Consider the following 15,340-nt stretch of genomic DNA (forward strand, 5'->3'; position numbering starts at 1 on the left):
TGTCCTCTTGATTCTTGCTCTTGATCTGGGTGGGAGCGAGCAAGCCCGCTCCCACAAGGGATCCGGTTCACAGTGACATTTATTTCCCACCACTCCCCGCCACGCTCTCACCACCCCGTGTCAGGTAATAAGCGCCCAGTATCGGCAGCATCGTCACGATCATCACCAGCATCGCCACCACGTTGGTCACCGGCACGTCGCGGGGGCGGCTGAGTTGGTTGAGCAGCCACAGTGGCAGGGTACGTTCGTGGCCGGCGGTGAAGGTGGTGACGATGATTTCGTCGAACGACAGCGCAAACGCCAGCATCCCGCCAGCCAGCAGTGCCGAGCCGAGATTGGGCAGGATGATGTAGCGAAAGGTCTGCCAACCGTCGGCACCCAGGTCCATCGACGCCTCGATCAGGCTGTGGGAGGTGCGGCGCAGGCGGGCGATGACGTTGTTGTAGACGATCACCACGCAGAAAGTCGCGTGACCGACGATGATGGTGAACATCCCCGGCTCGATCCCGAGGGTCTTGAAGGTGGCCAGCAGGGCAATGCCGGTGATGATCCCCGGCAGGGCAATCGGCAGGATCAGCATCAGCGAAATGCCCTGCTTGCCGAAGAAGTCGCGCCGGTACAGCGCCGCTGAGGCCAACGTGCCGAGCACCATGGCGATCAGTGTGGCGATGGCCGCGATCTGCAGCGACAGCTTGATCGCCTCCAGCACATCCGGGCGCGCGAAGGCGACGCTGAACCACTTCAGGGTCAGGCCCTTGGGAGGAAAGCTGAATGCCGCATCCTCGGTGTTGAAGGCGTAGAGGAAGATGATCAGGATCGGGAAGTGCAGAAACACCAGCCCGCCCCAAGCGGCGATCTTCAGGCCCCAGGATGATTTTTCAGAGTGCATCGAAAGCCCCCAGGCGCTTGACGATAGACAGGTAGATGGCGATCAGCACGATGGGCACCAGCGTGAATGCCGCCGCCATGGGCATGTTGCCGATGGCCCCTTGCTGGGCGTAGACCATGCTGCCGACGAAGTACCCCGGCGGGCCTACCAGTTGGGGCACGATGAAATCCCCCAGGGTCAGTGAAAACGTGAAGATCGAGCCAGCGGCGATGCCTGGGATCGACAGCGGCAGAATCACCTGCATGAACGTCTGGCGTGGCCTGGCCCCCAGGTCTGCCGAGGCTTGCAGCAGGGACGGCGGCAGCCGCTCCAGGGACGCCTGGATCGGCAGGATCATGAACGGCAGCCAGATGTAGACGAACACCAGGAAGCGGCCCAGGTGGGAGGTGGACAACGTGCTGCCGCCCACTCCGGGAATACCCAGCACGAATTGCAATACCGGGCCCAGCCCCAGGTGCTGGACGAACCATTGCGCCACGCCGCCCTTGGCCAGCAGCAGTGTCCAGGCATAGGCCTTGACGATATAGCTGGCCCACATCGGCAGCATCACCGCGATGTAGAAAAATGCCTTGGTCTTGCCGCTGGTGTAGCGCGCCATGTAATAGGCAATCGGGAACGCGACGATGGCGCTGGCGATGGAGACCACAATGGCCATGCTCAAGGTGCGCAAAATGATGTCGAAGTTCGAGGGCTGGAACAGCGCCGTGAAATTCGCCAGGGTCAGGTCCGGCGTGACCGCCATGGTGAAGTCGTCGAAGGTGTAGAAACCTTGCCACAGCAGAGTCAGCAGCGAGCCCAGGTAGATCGCGCCGAACCAGATCAGCGGCGGCACCAGCAGCATCGACAGGTACAGGTTTGGCCTTCGGTACAGCAGGTTGGAAAAGCGCCGCAACGGCGAGCCGGACGCAGGCGTTTGAGTGGCGGCGAGGGTGTTCATCTCACACCTCGGCGCTGATGGTGTCATGCAGCGCGATCATCGCCTCGCGGGCCCAGCGCACGCTGATGCGCTGGCCGGTCTGGTGCTGGGCACCGGTGTCGATCCACTGGGTATTGGCCTGGCTGAGGTTCAGGGTCTGGCCGTTTTCCAGTTTCAACTCGTAGCGCGTGGCGCTGCCTTGATACTGGATGTCGTGAAGCAGGCCGTGGACTTCGATCTCATGGCCGGCCAACGGACCTTCGGCGAAACGCACGTGTTCCGGGCGGATCGAGAACGGCTGTGGATAACCGCTCAGTTGTTGGGCCAGCTCGCCACGAATCACGTTGGAGGTGCCGACGAACTCCGCGACGAAGGTGGTCGAAGGTTTCATGTACAGGTTGCGCGGCGTATCGACCTGTTCGATGCGGCCTTTGTTGAACACCGCCACGCGGTCGGACATCGACAGCGCTTCGGTCTGGTCATGGGTGACGAAAATGAAGGTGATGCCCAACTGGCGTTGCAGTTTCTTCAACTCGCCTTGCATCTGTTCACGCAGCTTCAGGTCGAGGGCACCCAAGGGCTCATCCAGCAGCAACACTCGCGGGCGATTGACCAAGGCGCGGGCCAGGGCCACGCGTTGGCGCTGGCCACCGGAGAGCTGCACTGGCTTGCGCTCGCCGTAGCCGCCGAGGGCAACCATCTCCAGTGCTTCGTCGGCGCGCTGGATGCGCTCGGCCTTGGCGACGCCTTTGACTTTCAAACCGTAGGCGACGTTGTCGCGCACGTTCATGTGCGGGAACAGCGCGTAATCCTGGAACACCGTGTTCACGTCCCGCTGATAGGGAGGCAGCCCGGCGGCTTCCTCGCCGTGGATGCGAATCGAGCCGGCACTGGGTTGTTCGAACCCGGCGATCAGTCGCAGGCAGGTGGTCTTGCCCGAGCCGGAAGGGCCCAGCATCGAAAAGAACTCGCCGTCCTGGATGTCGATGGAAACCCGGTCAACGGCCTTCACTTCGCCAAACTGACGGGATACCTGGGTGAATTGGACTGCAAGTGTCATGGTGCGGGGCTCCAAAAAGCGCGACTTCTATTGGATTGTTGGTGGGGGCCGGACATCGGATCTGTGGGAGCAAAGCTTGCTCGCGATACAGGCGCCTCGGTTCCCCGAGAGACCGCGTCATCTTCATCGCGGGCAAGCCTTGCTCCCACACAAGAGCGGTGTTCAGCTACGTTTCCTGAGCCGACTGAAGGGCTTAGCGCCCACCCATGATCGCAATGTAGTCCTGGGTCCAGCGGCTGTACGGCACGAACTTGCCGCCCTCGGCCTGTGGGGTTTTCCAGAAGGCGATCTTGTCGAACTGGTCGAAGCCGTTGGTCTTGCAGCCTTCGGCACCGAGCAGCTCGCTGCCCTGGCACGCCGCCGGAACCGCCGGCAACGAACCGAACCACGCGGCCACGTCACCCTGGACTTTTGGCTGCAGCGACCAGTCCATCCATTTGTACGCGCAGTTGGGGTGCTTGGCCTCGGCGTGCAGCATCGTGGTGTCGGCCCAACCGGTGGCGCCTTCTTTCGGAATGGTCGAGGCGATCGGTTGCTTCTCGTTCATCAGGCCGTTGACCTGATACGGCCAGGCGCCGGACGCCACCACGCCTTCGTTCTTGAAATCGCTCATCTGCACGGTGGTGTCGTGCCAGTAGCGGTGGATCAACGGTTGCTGGACCCGCAGCAATTCCAGCACGGCCTTGTACTGCGCCTCGTCGAGTTGATACGGGTCCTTGATGCCCAGCTCAGGCTTGGCGGTCTTGAGGTACAACGCCGCGTCGGCGATGTAGATCGGGCCATCGTAGGCTTGCACGCGGCCTTTGTTCGACTTGCCATCGGGCAGGTTCTGGGCGTTGAACAGCACACCCCAACTGGTCGGCGCCTGCTTGAACACCTCGGTGTTGTACATCAGCACGTTCGGGCCCCACTGATACGGGGTGCCGTAGGTCTGCTGGTTGACCACGTACCACGGTGCATCCTTGAGGCGCGGGTCGAGGTTTTTCCAATTGCTGATCAGCGCGGTGTTGATCGGCTGCACCCGCTTGCCGGCAATCAGCCGCAGCGAGGCGTCGCCCGAGGCGGTGACCAGGTCGTAGCCGCCCTTGGTCATCAGGCTGACCATTTCGTCAGACGTCGCGGCGGTTTTCACATTGACCTTGCAGCCGGTTTCCTTCTCGAAACCGGTCACCCAGTCGTAGGCCTTGTCGCTTTCACCGCGTTCGATGTAACCCGGCCAGGCAACGATATCCAATTGGCCTTCGCCAGCACCAATGGCCTTGAGCGGTTCGGCGGCCTGGAGGCTGACACTGGTCAGCAGCGCCGTGGTGATTGCGCTGAGCAATACGGTCTTGTGCGCGTACATGGAAATCCCTCTTGCTTTAATTATGGTCGGGGCAGTGTTTCAACGGGGTGAAGCGCCATTGAAGGCCTGTTATTAGAGTAGTGCTGTTATCTACAGATGCTGGCCGTGGCGGGCCATGATGTGGCGCACCACGCTGTAGTCCTGAAGCGAATCACTGGACAGATCTTTCCCATAGCCCGAGCGTTTCAGGCCGCCGTGGGGCATTTCGCTGACCAGCATGAAGTGGCTGTTGATCCAGGTGCAGCCGTATTGCAGCCGCGCCGCCACCTGCATCGCCTTGTCCAGGTTCTGGGTCCACACCGAGGAAGCCAGGCCGTACTCGGAATCGTTGGCCCAGTCCACCGCCTGGATGAGTTCATCAAAGCGGGTCACGGTGACCACCGGGCCGAATACCTCGCGCTGGACGATTTCATCGCTCTGCTTGCAGCCGGCCAGCAGCGTGGGCTGGTAATAGAAGCCCGCGCCGGAATGCACCGCCGCGCCGGTAATGCGTTCGATGTGCGGTTGGCCGAGGGCGCGTTCGACGAAACTGGCGACGCGGTCGCGCTGGCGGGTGCTGATCAGCGGGCCGATTTCATTATCGGCATCGCGCTTGCCGGCAAAGCGCAGGCTGCTGACCGCGGCGCCGAGTTCGGCCACCAGCCGGTCGTGAATCCCGCCCTGGGCGTAGATTCGGCACGCTGCGGTGCAATCCTGCCCGGCGTTGTAGTAACCGTAAGTGCGCACGCCTTCGACCACCGCCTGGAGGTCGGCGTCGTCGCACACGATCACCGGCGCCTTGCCCCCCAGTTCCAGGTGCGTGCGCTTGAGGGTTTTCGCCGCCGCCTGGAGGATTTTCTGCCCGGTGACGATATCGCCGGTCAGCGAAACCATACGCACTTTGGGATGGCTGACCAGATGGCTGCCGACCCCTTCACCGCCCCCGCAGATGATGTTGATCACGCCTCGCGGCAGGATCTCGGCCAGTGTTGGCGCCAGGGCCAGAATCGACAGCGGCGTGTGTTCTGACGGCTTGAACACCAAGGTATTGCCGGCGGCCAGGGCCGGGGCGATCTTCCAGGCGGCCATCATGATCGGGTAATTCCACGGCGCAATGGACGCCACCACGCCAATCGGGTCGCGGCGCACCATGCTGGTGTAGCCAGGCAAGTATTCGCCACTGAGCTGGCCGGTCTGGCAGCGCACAGCCCCGGCGAAGAAACGGAACACGTCCACCGTGGCGCTCAAGTCATCCTGCCGCGCCAGATGCAGCGGCTTGCCGCAGTTCAGGGATTCGAGGCGGGCCAGGTAGTCGGCGTTTTTTTCGATGGTGCTGGCAATCTCCAGCAGCAGGTTCGAGCGTTGTTGCGGCGTGGTGCGCGACCAGCCGGCGAAGGCGCGATGGGCCGCCAGGATCGCCGCTTCGACTTGCTCGGTGCCGGCTTCGGCAATGTGCGCCAGGACTTCGCCGGTGGCCGGGTTGAGGATCGGCTCGACAATGCCGTCACCGGGAACCAGTTCCCCGTCGATCAGCAAGGCGGTGCATAACGGGGTTTGCGTGCCAGCCATGTCCGATTTCTCTTTTAAGGGTGACTACTGCTGTCAGTTAAAAACAGTACCTGTGGGAGACGAACAAACTGGGTTCCCACAGAAAGGGGTGGCGCAGTCAGATTAGTGCTCAGATCCGAGGACAACAAATTCTAAATATTCAAGGCTGCATTCGATTAAATAGATGGCTTGCGTCCGCCATGGGGAATTTCCCGGGCGACGGTCAGGAATGGATCGACCATGGCTGGCCGAGCGGTGCCTCGGCGCCAGGCCAGGCCGACGTCAAGGGTCTGGTTGAGGTCGGCAATCGGGCGCGCCTCGATGATGTCGCCTTCCAGCGACCAGGGGCGGTAGGTCATGTCGGGCTGAATCGACACCCCCAAGCCGGCCGCCACCAGGCTGCGCACCGCTTCGGTCGAGGCGGTGCGCAGGCTGATCTTCGGTTGCAGGCCGGCGCCACGCCACAGGCGCTGGGCGTTGCGATCCATCTCATCGACGTTGAGCTGGATCAACGGCTCGCGAGCCACGTCGGCCAGGTTGATGCTGTCGTGTTCGAGCAGCGGATGCTGCGCCGGTAGCCACAAACGGTACGGCGAATGCGTCAGTACTTCGGTCTGCAAGGCGTGGCGGTCTTCGAGGTTGGACAGGATCAGCACCCCGACATCGATTTCACCGCTGACCAGCAGGTGCTCGATGTACGGCCGTTCATCCTCCATCACGCGAATGTCCACATTGGGGTAGGCGCGCTGGAAGCGGGTCAGCAGATCTGCCAGGTAATAACCGGCGACCAGGCTGGTCACCCCGATGGTGACGTGGCCAGCCACCTGGTCGGTGCTGTGTTGCAGGCTACGCTTGGCGTTATCGACCGTGGCCAGGATCACATGGGCCTGGCGCAGGAATTGATGCCCCTGGTGAGTCAGGGTCATGCCTTTGGCGTGACGGTTGAACAGGCTGACGCCGATTTCCTGTTCCAACTGCTGGATAGCCAGGGTCAGGGTGGACTGGGAAATGAAGGCGGTTTGCGCGGCAGCGGAGATCGAGCCGGTTTCGGCCACGGCGATGAAATGGCGGATCTGACGCAGGGTCATCATGGACGAATACCCGGTGGACGGTTTTATCGATGTCCTGGAGTGTATATCGTTTTTTTTCATGGTGGCTTAAAGCCTAGGCAACATCTCGAAGCAATCTCGCCGGGGGCACCGGGCACTTTCGTTCTAGGCTGGTGGCCTTAATGATCCGGTTAACCCGAATGTGTGGAGGTCGCAAATGAACACCCGTGGATTGCTCGATCAGCTACTCAAGTCCGGTCAGGAGATGTTGCAGAACAAGGCTGGCGGTGCCCAAGGCAAGTCGTCCGGTGGTTTGGGCGGTTTGCTCGGCGGCTCCGGTGGCCTGGGCGGCATGCTTTCCGGCGCGGGTGGCGGGGCCTTGGCCGCCGGGGCCATGGGCCTGCTACTGGGCAACAAGAAAGCCCGTAACTTCGGCGGCAAGGCCCTGGCCTATGGGGGTTTGGCCGCCCTGGGCGTGATCGCCTACAAAGCCTATGGCAACTGGCAGGCCCAGCAGGGCACTGCGCCGAAAACCGAACCGCAGACCCTGGACCGCGTTCCTGCGGCGCAGGTCGAGCAACACAGCCAGGCGATCCTCACGGCCTTGGTGGCAGCGGCCAAGGCCGATGGCCATGTGGACGAGCGTGAGCGTCAGTTGATCGAGGGCGAATTCACCAAGCTGGACAATGACCAGGAACTGCAGCACTGGCTGCACGCTGAACTCAACAAACCCCTGGACCCCACCGACGTCGCCCGCGCCGCCAGCACCCCGGAAATGGCCGCGGAGATGTACATCGCCAGCGTGATGCTGGTGGACGAAGAAAATTTCATGGAAAAATCCTACCTCGATGAACTGGCGCGACAACTCAAGCTGGAACCGGGGTTGAAGGTGGAGCTGGAGAAGCAGGTTCGGCAGGCTGCTGTATAGAACAGTCCCAACATTATTCCCTGTGGGAGCGAGCTTGCTCGCGATGGCGCCCGGTCAGTCACAGCATCGTTGGCTGATGCACCGCTATCGCGAGCAAGCTCGCTCCCACAGGGGGTATTGCTCATCTTGAGAAAACAGCGAGCCTCGGCCGCGCCAAAATCACTCCATCCCGCCTTACAGATGCCACACCACCCTCGGCTATACTCCCCAGCATTTTAAAGGCCCCGAGGTTTTACTGTGAAGAACTGGACGTTGCGCCAACGCATCCTGGCGAGTTTTGCGGTGATCATCGCCATCATGTTGCTGATGGTGGTTGTCTCGTATTCGCGCTTGTTGAAGATCCAGGACAGTGAAGAAAAGGTTCGGGCCGATGCGGTGCCGGGGGTGTACTTCAGCTCCATGATTCGTGGCGGCTGGGTCGACAGCTACGTCTTGACCCAACAGATCGTCGGTCTCTCGGGGAACCGGGAAATCACCGCCGAGGACAAGGCCCGCTACCAGGGCTTCGAGAAGCATCTACGCGAGGAGATCCAGAACTATCAAAAGCTGATCCAGGACCCGGCCGACCAGGCTTCTTTCGATGAGTTCGAGGCCAATCACCAAGCGTTCAACCTGGCTATGGCGAAGGTCCTGGACCTGTATCAGCGCAAGGATTATGAGGGCGCGCGGCTGGCGCTGGACAAAGAGCTGACGCCTGCATGGGTGGGAGGTCGTGGGCACTTGAACCAAATCATCGAGCGCAATCGCGAGCTGGCGGAACAAGCCACCGGGACTATTGGCGACGCGGTAACGGCGGCCAAAGTGGCCATGGGCCTGGCGTTTCTCGTCGCGTTGATCGTCGCCTTACTCTGTGGGTTGTTGCTGATGCGCGCGATCATGGCGCCGATGAACCGCATCGTGGAAATCCTCGAGATCATGCGCAGCGGCGACCTGAGCGGGCGCCTGAATCTTGCACGCAAAGATGAATTCGGTGCGGTGGAAACCGGCTTCAACGACATGATGGCCGAGCTGACATCGTTGGTGTCCCAGGCCCAGCGCTCGTCGGTGCAGGTCACCACCTCGGTGACGGAGATCGCTGCGACCTCGCGCCAGCAACAGGCCACGGCCACCGAAACTGCCGCCACCACCACCGAAATCGGCGCGACGTCTCGAGAGATTGCCGCCACGTCCCGGGACCTGGTGCGCACCATGACCGAAGTCTCCACCGCCGCCGACCAGGCCTCGGTGGCTGCCGGCTCCGGGCAGCAAGGCCTGGCGCGCATGGAAGAAACCATGCATTCGGTGATGGGCGCAGCCGACCTGGTGAACGCCAAGTTGGCGATCCTCAACGAGAAGGCCGGCAACATCAACCAAGTGGTGGTGACCATCGTCAAAGTGGCCGACCAGACCAACCTGCTGTCCCTCAACGCCGCTATCGAGGCCGAGAAAGCCGGTGAGTACGGCCGTGGTTTCGCCGTGGTCGCCACCGAAGTGCGGCGCCTGGCCGACCAGACCGCGGTGGCCACCTACGACATCGAGCAGATGGTGCGCGAGATCCAGTCTGCCGTGTCGGCCGGGGTGATGGGCATGGACAAGTTCTCCGAGGAAGTGCGTCGTGGCATGGCCGAGGTGCAACAGATCGGCGAGCAGCTGTCGCAGATCATCCACCAGGTCCAGGCACTGGCGCCGCGGGTATTGATGGTCAACGAGGGCATGCAGGCCCAGGCCACCGGTGCCGAGCAGATCAACCACGCCTTGGTGCAACTGGGCGATGCCAGCAGCCAGACGGTCGAATCCCTGCGCCAGGCCAGTTCGGCCATTGACGAACTGAGCCAGGTGGCCGTTGGGCTGCGCAGTGGCGTTTCGCGTTTCAAAGTCTGATGGGCGAATTCGAGACCAGGCGTGGCGCCGCGCCAGCGGCCCGCCAAACCCTGTTCCTGGTGTTTTGCATCGGTAACGAGCGCTACGCCCTGCAGGCCATCGATGTGGTGGAAGTGCTGCCGCGCCTGCCCCTCAAGCCCATTGCCCGGGCACCTGCGTGGGTGGCGGGGGTGTTTGCCTGGCGCGCGACGGTGGTGCCGGTGATCGACCTGTGTACCCTGACCTTCGGCCACAGCGCCGAGGCCCGTACCAGCACGCGGTTGGTGCTGGTGAACTACCGACCCGACTCACAGCAAGCGGCGCAGGTGCTGGGGCTGATTCTTGAGCAGGCCACCGATACCCTGCGCTGCGATCCCGCGGATTTCCAGCCCTATGGCCTGGAAAACCGCCAGGCGCCGTACCTGGGCCCGGTGCGCGAAGACGCCCAGGGGTTGCTGCAATGGGTGCGGGTCAATGACCTGCTCGACGAGTCGGTCCGCGCCGTGTTGTTTCCCACGCCGCCGATGAACCTTGATGACCTCGAGGCCCGGCCATGAACAACGACCAGCGTTTTTTCGACTTCCTCAAGGAGCGTATTGGCCTGGATGTCACCTCCGTCGGCACCGCGATCATCGAGCGCGCGCTGCGCCAACGCATCAGTGCCACGCCAGGGCGAACTGCTGATGAGTACTGGCAATGCCTGCAACACTCGGCCCAGGAACAGCAAGCGCTGATCGAGGCGGTGATCGTCCCGGAGACCTGGTTCTTCCGTTATCCCGAATCCTTCGCGACCCTGGCCAAACTGGCCGTCAAGCGCCTGGCCGAGATTAAGCACCTGCGTGCGTTGCGCATCCTCAGCTTGCCGTGCTCCACCGGCGAAGAACCCTACTCCATCGCCATGGCCTTGCTTGACGCGGGGCTTGGGCCTCATCAATTCAAGGTCGATGGGCTGGACGTCAGCCCGCTGTCGGTTTCGCGGGCCAAGGCAGCGCGCTACGGCAAGAATTCGTTTCGTGGCGCAGACCTTGTTTTTCGCGAGCGCCATTTCGACGCCGAAGAGGAGGGGTATCGCCTCAGCGAGCGGGTACGCGAACAGGTACGCCTGCAAGTGGGCAACCTGCTGGATCCGGCCTTGCTGGTGAACGAGGCACCCTATGATTTTGTGTTCTGCCGCAACTTGCTGATCTATTTCGACCAGCCAACCCAGCAGCAGGTGTTCGAGGTGCTCAAGCGCCTGACCCATCAGGACGGCGTGCTGTTTATCGGCCCCGCCGAGGGCAGTTTGTTGGGGCGGCTGGGCATGCGCTCGATCGGGATTGCCCAGTCGTTTGCCTTCAGCCGTCAAGGCGCGCCCGAGCCACAACCGTTGCCAACCTTGATACCGACTCCGCTGCCGGTGCGTCAGCCGCACCGGGTCGTGCCCCCCGCACCCCGGCCTCGGCCGTTTGCCGGCGGCGTGTCGCCGATTGTCGAGCCCAAAGGCAGCGACGCCACCACGTTGCTGGCCAATATCGCCGCCCTGGCCAACAGTGGCAAAAGCGCCGAGGCCCGCGCTGCCTGCGAGCAGTACTTGCGCAGCCACGAGCCCAAGGCCCAGGTGTTCTACTGGTTGGGCCTGCTCAGCGACATGGCCGGCAGTGCGCTTGAAGCCCAGGGTTTTTATCGCAAGGCGCTTTATCTTGAACCGCAACACGCCGAGGCCCTGGTGCATCTGGCGGCGCTGCTGGCTTCCCAGGGAGACGCGGCCGGAGCCCGTCGATTGCAGGAACGCGCCGCCCGTAGCGGGCGCGCAGCAGACAGTGAGCGTAAACGATGAGCGGTTCGGTTTTTTACAACGTCACCCATGACGATGCCCAGGCCATCGACGACTGCTGGAATCGCATTGGCGTGCATGGCGACAAATCCTGTCCGTTGCTTGCCGAGCATATCCACTGTCGCAACTGCTCGGTGTACTCGCGCGCCGCCACCCGGCTGCTCGACCGCTATGCCTTGCCGCACGACGACCGAGACCTGGCCATTGCGCCGTTGGACAGCGATGTCGTCACTCGCTCGTTGTTGATGTTCCGCCTGGGCGAAGAGTGGCTGGCCTTGGCCACCCGTAGCCTGGTGGAGGTGGCGCCGTTGCAACCGATCCATTCGCTGCCCCACCAGCGTTCGCGGGCCTTGCTGGGCGTGGCGAATGTACGGGGGGCATTGGTGGCCTGCCTGTCGCTGGTAGAGCTGCTGGACCTGGAACCCGGCGGGGCAGCGGTTCCTGGCGCACGGGTCATGCCGCGCATGTTGATTGTCGCGGCCAAGGGCGGGCCTGTCGTGGTACCGGTGGATGAAGTGGACGGCATCCACGCCATCGACGAACGCATCCTCGAGAGCGCTTCGCAATCGGCGGGCAAATACACCCGTGGCGTATTGCAGTACAAGGGGCGCAGCCTGCGCTGGCTGGACGAAGAACAGTTGCTGTCCGCCGTGACCCGGAGCCTGTCATGACCCCCGATCAGATGCGCGATGCCTCGTTGCTGGAGTTGTTCAGCCTGGAAGCCGAAGCCCAGACTCAAGTGCTCAGCGCCGGCCTGTTGGCCCTGGAGCGCGATCCGACCCAGGCCGATCACCTTGAGTCGTGCATGCGCGCGGCCCATTCCCTCAAGGGCGCGGCGCGGATCGTCGGAGTGGACGCCGGCGTCAGCGTGGCCCACGTGATGGAAGATTGCCTGGTCAGCGCCCAGGAGCGCCGGTTGGTCTTGAGCGCCGAACACATCGACGCCTTGCTGCAAGGCACCGACCTGTTGACACGCATCGCTACACCGGGCAACACCATCGGCACCTCGGACGTCGACGCCTATGTGGCGTTGATGGGGCGTTTGCTCGATCCCAATGCGGCGCAGACCCCGGCGGCGCCAATAGTCGATAGACCTGTCGAACCATCCCGCGTCGAACTGCCGGAACCCGAGCCGGCCGTGCCAATGGAACCGGCCCCTAAAACCAAGCGGGTCACCGAAGGTGGCGAGCGGGTCCTGCGAGTCACGGCTGAACGCCTCAACAGCCTGCTGGACCTGTCGAGCAAATCCCTGGTGGAAACCCAGCGCCTCAAGCCCTGGCTGGCGACGATGCAGCGGCTCAAGCGCCAGCAGAGCAACGGCTTGCGTGCCCTGGAGGCGTTGAATCTGCACCTCAAGGATCATGCCCTCAGCCTGCAGGCCCAGGAAGCCCTGGGTGATGCCCGGCGCCTGCTGGCTGAAACCCAGCAATTGCTGGCGCAAAAGCACGCCGAACTGGACGAGTTCGCCTGGCAGGCCAGCCAGCGGGCGCAGGTGCTGTACGACACGGCATTGGCCTGTCGAATGCGCCCATTCGCCGATGTACTCTCGGGACAGGCGCGGATGGTCCGGGACTTGGGCCGCAGCCTGGGCAAGCAGGTACGCCTGGAGATTGAAGGCGAGAAAACCCAGGTCGACCGCGACGTGCTGGAAAAGCTCGAGGCGCCGCTGACTCACCTGCTGCGCAACGCCGTGGACCACGGCATCGAAACGCCGGAGCTGCGGGTGCTGGCGGGCAAACCTGCCGAAGGCCTGATCCGTCTGCGCGCCTCCCATCAGGCCGGTCTGTTGGTGCTGGAACTGGCGGATGACGGCGCCGGCGTGGACCTGGAACGGGTGCGCCGCAGTATCGTCGCGCGCGGCCTTTCCCCTGAGCAAACCGCTGCCAGTTTGAGCGAAGAGGAACTGCTGACCTTCCTGTTCCTGCCCGGTTTCAGCCTGCGCGACAAAGTCACCGAAGTGTCCGGGCGCGGCGTCGGCCTGGACGCTGTCCAGCACATGGTCCGGCAGTTGCGCGGCGCGGTGGTGCTGGAGCAGACGGCGGGCCAGGGCAGCCGTTTTCACCTCGAGGTGCCGTTGACGCTCTCGGTGGTGCGTAGCCTGGTGGTGGAAGTCGGCGACGAAGCCTATGCCTTTCCCCTGGCCCACATCGAGCGCATGTGCGACTTGGCGCCGGAGGACATCGTGCAGGTCGAAGGCCGCCAGCATTTCTGGCATGAAGGCCGGCATGTGGGGCTGGTTGCCGCCAGCCAGTTGCTCAATCGCCCGGCCACGCAGAACAGCGGCCAGACCCTCAAGGTGGTGGTGATCCGCGAACGCGAAGCGGTTTACGGCGTGGCGGTGGAACGGTTCATCGGCGAGCGGACCCTGGTGGTGTTGCCCCTCGACGAACGCCTGGGCAAGGTCCAGGACATTTCGGCCGGGGCCTTGCTCGACGATGGCTCAGTGGTGTTGATTGTCGATGTCGAAGACCTGCTGCGCTCGGTGGACAAGCTGCTCGACACCGGGCGCCTGGAGCGCATTGCCCGCCAGAACCAGACCCAGGCCGCGCGCAAGCGGATCCTGGTGGTGGACGACTCCCTCACCGTGCGCGAGTTGCAACGCAAGCTGCTGCTCAATCGCGGCTACGACGTAGCGGTAGCGGTGGACGGCATGGACGGCTGGAATGCCTTGCGTTCGGAAGACTTTGACCTGCTGATCACCGACATCGACATGCCGCGCATGGACGGTATCGAGCTGGTGTCGCTGCTGCGGCGCGACAACCGCTTGCAATCGCTGCCGGTAATGGTGGTGTCCTACAAGGATCGCGAAGAAGATCGCCGCCGTGGCCTGGACGCCGGAGCCGACTATTATCTAGCCAAGGCGAGTTTCCACGATGACGCGTTACTCGACGCCGTGGTCGAACTGATCGGAGGAGCCCGCGTTTGAAGATCGCCATCGTCAATGACATGCCCCTGGCGGTCGAAGCCTTGCGCCGTGCACTGGCGTTCGAGCCGGCGCATCAATTGGTCTGGGTGGCCGCCAACGGGGCCGAGGCGGTACAACGCTGTGCCGAATACACCCCGGACCTGATCCTGATGGACCTGTTCATGCCGATCATGGATGGTGTGGAGGCTACCCGGCGGATCATGGCCCAGACCCCATGCGCCATTGTGATTGTCACCGGTGACAGCCAGCAGAACGTCCACCGGGTGTTCGAAGCGATGGGGCACGGCGCGCTGGATGTGGTCGATACGCCGGCCTTGGGCGTGGGCAATCCCGCGGACGCGGCGGCGCCGTTGCTGCGCAAGATCACCAACATTGGTTGGCTGATCGGCGAGCGTGGCAACCGTGAGCGATCCGCTCCGTCGGCCCAGCGTGCTTCGGTGTCGCGCAAAAGCCTGGTGGCCATCGGCTCGTCGGCGGGTGGGCCGGCCGCGTTGGAGGTGCTGCTAAAGGCGTTACCCCGTGACTTTGCCCCGGCCATTGTGTTGGTCCAGCATGTGGACGAAGTATTTGCCGCCGGCATGGCCGAGTGGCTGAGCGGTGCGTCGGGCCACAAGGTCCGCCTGGCGCTGCACGGCGAGACGCCGCAAAGCGGCACGGTGTTGCTGGCCGGGACCAATCACCATCTGCGTTTGTTGAAAGACGGCACCCTGGCTTATACCGCCGAGCCGGTGAACGAGATCTATCGGCCTTCCATCGACGTGTTTTTCGAAAGTGTCGCCCACTTCTGGAGCGGTGATGCGGTGGGCGTTTTGCTCACCGGCATGGGCCGCGACGGTGCGCAAGGGCTTAAACTCTTGCGTCAGCAGGGCTGTGTGACCATCGCCCAGGACCAGCAGAGCAGCGCCGTCTACGGCATGCCCAAAGCAGCGGCCGCCATTGATGCGGCCGCGCAGATTCTTGCGCTGGACAAAATAGCACCCCGGTTGGTGGAGATTTTTAGCCAATGACGAACCTCAGCCTCTTGGCCCCAAGCCTTACTCAGGTAAGC

At 63.0% G+C, this 15,340-nt stretch carries 12 protein-coding genes and 2 pseudogenes; 8 read left to right on the forward strand and 6 right to left on the reverse strand.

Going from position 1 to position 15,340, the window contains the following annotated elements; all coding sequences use genetic code 11:
- Positions 1-79: 79 nt before the first annotated feature.
- The 6 genes from ACWNZ1_RS19985 to ACWNZ1_RS20010 form a co-directional block, all read right to left on the reverse strand.
- A complete protein-coding gene (locus ACWNZ1_RS19985; RefSeq protein ID WP_116831540.1) occupies positions 80-889 on the reverse strand; it encodes an ABC transporter permease in 810 nt (269 codons plus the stop codon).
- A complete protein-coding gene (locus ACWNZ1_RS19990; protein WP_135843870.1) occupies positions 879-1,826 on the reverse strand; it encodes an ABC transporter permease in 948 nt (315 codons plus the stop codon). Before ACWNZ1_RS19990 ends, ACWNZ1_RS19985 begins: the two co-directional genes overlap by 11 nt.
- Position 1,827: 1 nt before the next feature.
- On the reverse strand, positions 1,828-2,865 hold the full coding sequence (locus ACWNZ1_RS19995; protein WP_135843871.1) for an ABC transporter ATP-binding protein: 1,038 nt from the start codon (positions 2,863-2,865) through the stop codon (positions 1,828-1,830).
- Positions 2,866-3,058: 193 nt separating this feature from the next.
- A complete protein-coding gene (ydcS, locus tag ACWNZ1_RS20000; protein WP_256452224.1) occupies positions 3,059-4,210 on the reverse strand; it encodes a putative ABC transporter substrate-binding protein YdcS in 1,152 nt (383 codons plus the stop codon).
- Between the two features lie 90 nt (positions 4,211-4,300).
- Entirely contained in the window at positions 4,301-5,758 is a 1,458-nt protein-coding gene (locus ACWNZ1_RS20005; protein ID WP_256452225.1) for a gamma-aminobutyraldehyde dehydrogenase, read from the reverse strand.
- A gap of 155 nt (positions 5,759-5,913) precedes the next feature.
- Positions 5,914-6,828 (reverse strand): LysR family transcriptional regulator, encoded by a 915-nt coding sequence (locus tag ACWNZ1_RS20010; protein WP_135843874.1) that lies wholly within the window; start codon positions 6,826-6,828, stop codon positions 5,914-5,916.
- A gap of 175 nt (positions 6,829-7,003) precedes the next feature.
- On the opposite strand from ACWNZ1_RS20010, the gene ACWNZ1_RS20015 reads away from it, so the two are divergent.
- The 8 genes and pseudogenes from ACWNZ1_RS20015 (at position 7,004) to cheB (ending at position 15,299) form a co-directional block, all read left to right on the forward strand.
- Positions 7,004-7,714: a tellurite resistance TerB family protein gene (locus tag ACWNZ1_RS20015; RefSeq protein ID WP_135843875.1), complete on the forward strand. Its 711-nt coding sequence runs from the start codon at positions 7,004-7,006 to the stop codon at positions 7,712-7,714.
- Between the two features lie 297 nt (positions 7,715-8,011).
- Positions 8,012-8,419: pseudogene (locus ACWNZ1_RS20020) on the forward strand (MCP four helix bundle domain-containing protein); the annotation flags it as partial.
- Positions 8,396-9,574 (forward strand): annotated as a pseudogene (locus ACWNZ1_RS20025) (methyl-accepting chemotaxis protein); the annotation flags it as partial. The pseudogenes ACWNZ1_RS20020 and ACWNZ1_RS20025, both read left to right, overlap by 24 nt.
- Entirely contained in the window at positions 9,574-10,110 is a 537-nt protein-coding gene (locus tag ACWNZ1_RS20030) for a chemotaxis protein CheW (RefSeq protein ID WP_265072755.1), read from the forward strand. The pseudogene ACWNZ1_RS20025 and the gene ACWNZ1_RS20030, both read left to right, overlap by 1 nt.
- The gene (locus ACWNZ1_RS20035; protein WP_135843878.1) at positions 10,107-11,369 is read left to right on the forward strand and encodes a CheR family methyltransferase; all 1,263 of its coding nucleotides are present in this window, start codon (positions 10,107-10,109) and stop codon (positions 11,367-11,369) included. Before ACWNZ1_RS20030 ends, ACWNZ1_RS20035 begins: the two co-directional genes overlap by 4 nt.
- Complete coding sequence (locus ACWNZ1_RS20040) at positions 11,366-12,037, forward strand: chemotaxis protein CheW (protein ID WP_135843879.1); 672 nt, start codon at positions 11,366-11,368, stop codon at positions 12,035-12,037. Before ACWNZ1_RS20035 ends, ACWNZ1_RS20040 begins: the two co-directional genes overlap by 4 nt.
- Positions 12,034-14,292, forward strand: a complete 2,259-nt coding sequence (locus ACWNZ1_RS20045) for a hybrid sensor histidine kinase/response regulator (RefSeq protein WP_135843880.1) — start codon at positions 12,034-12,036, stop codon at positions 14,290-14,292. Before ACWNZ1_RS20040 ends, ACWNZ1_RS20045 begins: the two co-directional genes overlap by 4 nt.
- Entirely contained in the window at positions 14,289-15,299 is a 1,011-nt protein-coding gene (gene cheB, locus ACWNZ1_RS20050) for a chemotaxis response regulator protein-glutamate methylesterase (RefSeq protein ID WP_256452230.1), read from the forward strand. The genes ACWNZ1_RS20045 and cheB overlap by 4 nt, the downstream gene beginning before the upstream one ends.
- Positions 15,300-15,340: the final 41 nt, after the last annotated feature.

It is taken from the genome of Pseudomonas sp. CFBP 5748 (genome assembly GCF_053850495.1).